Source organism: Pseudomonas sp. KCJK9000, from assembly GCF_046230725.1.
In the GTDB taxonomy this organism is placed as follows: domain Bacteria; phylum Pseudomonadota; class Gammaproteobacteria; order Pseudomonadales; family Pseudomonadaceae; genus Aquipseudomonas; species Aquipseudomonas promysalinigenes.
In genome coordinates this window covers 1-4,932 of record NZ_JBJJLN010000110.1, presented here as the reverse complement: position 1 = coordinate 4,932, position 4,932 = coordinate 1, and the positions used below count along the sequence as shown (strand labels likewise).

Annotated in this window: 3 protein-coding genes; 1 reads left to right on the top strand and 2 read right to left on the bottom strand. The window is 47.2% G+C overall.

Annotated elements, in window-relative coordinates; genetic code table 11:
* Window positions 1-190: 190 nt before the first annotated feature.
* Window positions 191-2,257: a hypothetical protein gene (locus ACK59H_RS22650; RefSeq protein WP_409264955.1), complete on the bottom strand. Its 2,067-nt coding sequence runs from the start codon at window positions 2,255-2,257 to the stop codon at window positions 191-193.
* Between the two features lie 489 nt (window positions 2,258-2,746).
* On the opposite strand from ACK59H_RS22650, the gene ACK59H_RS22645 reads away from it, so the two are divergent.
* Window positions 2,747-3,897, top strand: a protein-coding gene (locus ACK59H_RS22645; protein ID WP_155500245.1) for an IS3 family transposase whose coding sequence is annotated in 2 segments (ribosomal slippage) — window positions 2,747-2,981 and window positions 2,981-3,897 — 1,152 coding nt in all. Because the reading frame shifts where the segments join, the coding sequence is not laid out codon by codon here.
* On the opposite strand, the gene ACK59H_RS22640 is transcribed toward ACK59H_RS22645, so the two are convergent.
* The coding region (locus ACK59H_RS22640) for a hypothetical protein (protein ID WP_409264954.1) at window positions 3,836-4,932 on the bottom strand (1,097 nt) is incomplete at its 5' end. The genes ACK59H_RS22645 and ACK59H_RS22640 overlap by 62 nt on opposite strands.

Below are 4,932 nucleotides of genomic sequence, written 5' to 3'. Positions count from 1 at the left end.
GTAAACTCTAATTCAAGTGACGCGAATGTAACTTGGTTCTTGAGGCATTTTATTATCTCTTCATTGGATGAGAAATCTCTAGGTCGCTGGTGAATTAGTTCAAGTAATTTAATCTTTGCGTTTATTGAGTCGGCGACTTGCTGGGATTTGTTCTTGGAAGGGCGCATATTCTTAAGCCTGGTGGATTATGTTAATGGCCTTTGTTGGTGGCTCGGACGATGACTTGCATTTGCTGCCCGTTTTCATCTGTGAAGAATACAGGTTCGATAATTACATCCCCGTTCTTTACTCTGGACTGGATGTAGATGTCAGCCTCAACTTCGTCATAAAGGCCGTATGTGGCTGTGCCAAATTTCGACTCAAGTAAATCTGCCAGTACTTCGTAGTTTTCTAGGCGGCCTTTCGCCATGTCCTCTAAAGCGAACTGCGTGAGGGCGCCGCGCAAAGACGGAGCGTCGACGATTGATCGGATGTATCTGTAGACGTGTTCTATATCCCTATGTCCCAGCATCCAGCGAATAGCATTTAGTCCGCCGGTTCCATATGTATGGAAAAACATAAGGGCGAAAAATCTTCTCAGTTGATGCTGTCTTATGTAGTAGCGGTGGCCATTTTTATCGAAGGGAGTTTGGAAATAGTCTGACATAATGTCAATGTTACGATTCCAACCTTCATCCCACTGAATGAGACCTCGATATCCCAATGTGCTGGGTGTGGCAAATAATGGCTTGTACTCGTCGATAAAGTTGAATCGCTTAAGCAGGCGCTGCATTCTGGTGAGCATTCGTATCATTGCGACGGGGAGCGGATCTATTGGCCTGCCCTCTGTGTCTCTAACTCCATGCAAGCCTTTAGAGGTTTTTTCAAGGTCTAGGATTAACCACTCTTTCGTTACGTCTAAGCACTTCTGTAGGGGAAGGCCGCTTAATTCTCTATGCCTCCTGGCCATTAGCGTGCCGGTGACGAACTGAGCGCAGCCAATATATATTTGCACTAGCTCAATTAATCCTTCGTTTTGGCGCAGCTTTGCGTAATACTCAGTTTTCGGAGGTTTGTTTTTATTTTTCTTCAGTCGTTTGCATGATAAGCCCAGCGTTTTTACGCCAAGTTTAAGAAGCTCGGGGCCAATAATTTTTTGAAGGGTCTGATCGCCGATTTGGTGCATTGGTACGGAGTTTGCCTTGCTGTACGCTGCGACACGGCAGAAGCCGTCAATAATTATTCTTCCGTACTTGAAATGAAACTCCACGCAATTCTTGAATTGATCGAGTATGATTTTGGAAGGTACCGATCGATAACATTTGTCATCTGCAGTAGGTATCTCTAACTTGAGGATGCTTTCTAGGTCATGCGGCTGAGGGGCTGTTAAGTTGAGACGATGTAGTGCACCCAGTCTGTATAGAGTGCTGCGAAATGATCTTAGGTTGGGTTCGGATATTACTCCATTCCCAGAGAATCTCACTGGAACCATTGGGAGTTCTCTTGTGTAGCTTTGCTCGTACGGAAAAAAGGACATCCAGTGGAGGCGGGGCTTTATTCTAGAGCCGGCCAGAGTACCTTTATATATCAGGTCGCTTATGGTCTTGCCGTTTAGATGAAAGCCTTCTCCTGGACTTCCGCGATAGTAGCCATGAGAAAAAAGTGCCGCCCTTATGTAAGGAACTAAACTGGAGTCGAGAAATTCAGGAGGGGCGGAATCGTCACCATCCCTAAGGTCTTCGATTGAGGGGTAGCGCACCATTACTCTTGCTATATGCTTGGGGTCAGTTTCTGCTGTAATTGCTGTAATGTGTACTGCGGCCTGCTTTGTGTACTCGTAAATCGACTCCGAAGAGAAGGGGTGAGTAGAGTATTGGTAAAGCAGTGTTGATAAATTGGATGCAGTAATTCCGCTTAGGCCGCAGGCTTCCAATTCAAGTGTGTCGGCGTGCATAATAAAATAGTCAATTATGGTAAGGGCTTCTGAGAAGCTCTTTCTTTTCTCGTCTATACTTGTTTTGGATTGTCCGTTGGTGCCATCAACTGAGCAGACTAGGAAGTATCTAAACGATTCGAAAAGTTCTTTGTTTTGTGGTGCGGTCAATAGATGATCGCCAATCATGACCTGCCAGTCGATGGGGAAGGGTTTCTTGTATTCAAGCGATACTTCCCATACAGGTGCATCGAAGTCGGAAAAGAGCCATTGTGGTCTCCTCAGTACAGCTTTCAAATCCACGTCCAAGTGTTGGATGAAATCGAGCTCAGATTGAAGCTTCATAAATAAGTTTCTCCACTCGGGATGCGTCTGATGCTTCTATCGCTTTAGCCAGGTGCTCCTTGAGAAGTGGGTCATAAAGGTTTTCGATTTCTTTGGTGATAAGTTCAGTCATGCGGGCCCAATATTTCGCGATTTCGGAGATTTCGTTTTGCCTCTGCGAATCTTTTACAGCTTTGGAAATTGAAAGAAGAGTCGAGAGGGTGCCTACACCAATTCTTACAATTAATTCAGTTTACAGATCCGAAATTTCTTTTTCTTCTAGTCCGTCTGGGTCGCTCAGTGCTGCAGGCAATTCAGTGGATACGTGATTTTTTAAGAATGCATCGAGTATTTCAATGCTGTCGAAGTTGGTGCTGACTAATAAAAATGCGCTATCTGCCAGGGCGTGACATATAATGGCTTTCTGGAGAGTGCGAACGCCTCGAGTGAATCGCCCCTGGTTTCGTAGACACCTCCAAGCCTCATAATGAGGCCCAAATAGGAGGTGCCATGAGTCGTCAGCGTTACCCTGAAGAATTCAAGATCGAAGCGGTCAAGCAAGTGACCGAGAAAGGCAAGCCTGTCGCCGATGTTGCCCAGCGTCTGGGCATGTCCGTTCACAGTCTCTACGCCTGGATCAAGCTCTACAGCAAACCCCAAGAGCAGCGTCAGCAAGACGATGACCAGCAAGCCGAACTGCGCAAGCTGCGTGCTGAACTCAAGCGCGTGACGGAAGAGCGAGACATCTTAAAGAAGGCCGCCGCGTACTTTGCCAAGGAGTGCGGCTGAAGTACGCCTTCATCAACAAGCACTCGACGGATTACCCAGTTCGTCGCCTTTGCCAAACCCTCAAGGTGCATCCCAGCGGCTACTACGCTTGGTTGGCCGAGCCTCAATCTGCCCGAGCCAAAGAAGATCAACGCCTGCTTGGCTTGATCAAGCATGCCTGGTTAGAAAGCGGAGGCGTGTATGGCTATCGCAAGATTCACGATGACCTTCGAGAGCTGGGAGAGATCTGTGGGCGAAATCGAGTCGGTCGCTTGATGCAGGCAGAGGGGCTGCGTTCGCAAACGGGCTATCGCCGTCGTCCTGGGTTTTATGGCGGAAAACCAACAGTGGCATCGCCCAACCATCTGGCCCGGCAGTTCAAGGTCAGTGAGCCGAATAAGGTCTGGGTGACCGATATCACCTACATCCGCACCTATGAAGGGTGGCTGTACCTGGCGGTAGTGTTGGATCTGTTCTCTCGCCAAGTCAATGGTTGGTCAATGAAGCCCAGGATGAGCAGCGACCTAGCCATCGACGCCATGCTGATGGCCGTGTGGCGACGCAAGCCACAGCAGCAAGTGATGATTCACTCAGACCAAGGCAGTCAATTCAGTAGCTCAGATTGGCAAAGCTTCCTGAAAGCCAACAATGTGATCAGTAGCATGAGCCGAAGGGGAAACTGCCACGACAATGCCGTAGCCGAGAGCTTTTTCCAGCTTTTGAAGCGGGAGCGAATCCGACGAAAGATCTACGCAACGCGTGACGAAGCCCGAAGTGATATTTTCGATTACATCGAGATGTTCTATAATCCCAAGCGTCGACACAGCAGTGCTATGCAGCTGTCGCCAGTAGAGTATGAGAAACGCTATTTTCTGAGCTTGGAGAGTGTCTAGGAAACCAGGGGCGATTCAGAGTTTCGATATAAGCCACGACAGGCGCAGGTATATAGCTCTCGAGTAAACTCGCTTGTTCTGTCTTGTGCCCTAATAGCTCTGCAGCATATTTTGAGTCAGCTGTTGCAATGTATTCCTCTATACATCTGGATGATCGAACCGTAGTCAGTGAAATTCTATGGATAAAGGTTTTGAGTGAGGCGCCCCGTTTAGGTGTATGCCGCTTAAATTGAGCCATTATTTCTGTCGTGTATACATCGCTTCCAGATGCATTCCATTGCGCAAAACCCGATCTTGACGGAGGGCATGCGCCGATTTCACTACCTAGAAACAAGTATTTCCAATTGGGATCGCCTTTCTTTTTAAGATATTCGCGTGCGTGAGCGGTTAGCTCGATAATCTCGTTTATCAACGTCGCTGCTTTTTGTGTGATTGGAAATGTCTGCCTGGCGTTGCTAGCTCCTCGCCTTGCTTTGACTCCAGATAGATATTCCACTTGATCTTGATTGCCTAAGTGATAGGCGCCGTCTTCATAGAAAAAACCAGTAGGAGGCTTGTTAGGTTTGTCATATAATTTAAAGTCTTTAAGGAAGCCAGGCGTAATGTTTGGGTGCTCGAGGATGAGTAGGCACTGAAAGGGGTAGAGAGCTAGTGTGCTAGGTATTCCTAATGAATATGTGAACTCTCTGAGTGAGATGGTGGAATCGTTTTTCTTGTTGAGTTTGCGCAGTAGTTTTGGCATGTCGGTGTCGTAAGAAATATCTTCAAAGGTGGCGCAGATATTTTCTTTTGTGGCTATCTCTTGTGGGATCCACTTAATGTTGGCTAGTGATAACCCATTAGAGGCCAGAAGTTTCCTATAGGTGTTGTTGTCGACGAGCAGTGCTCTTTGCTCCTCGGCCCATGAACGCAATACATTAAGATCGTCACTGATTTGGAAGAAAAGTAGCCTAATAGCTTCGCTGTTACTGATATGTAGTGGTATGTCAGTTATAAGATTTTCTTTGACCCAGAGCCCATCCTCACGCTCTGTGA

Excerpts from the sequence above, each read along its gene's own strand:
- ACK59H_RS22650 (WP_409264955.1), bottom strand. The coding sequence starts at position 2,257 with ATGAAGCTTCAATCTGAGCTCGATTTCATCCAACACTTGGACGTGGAT.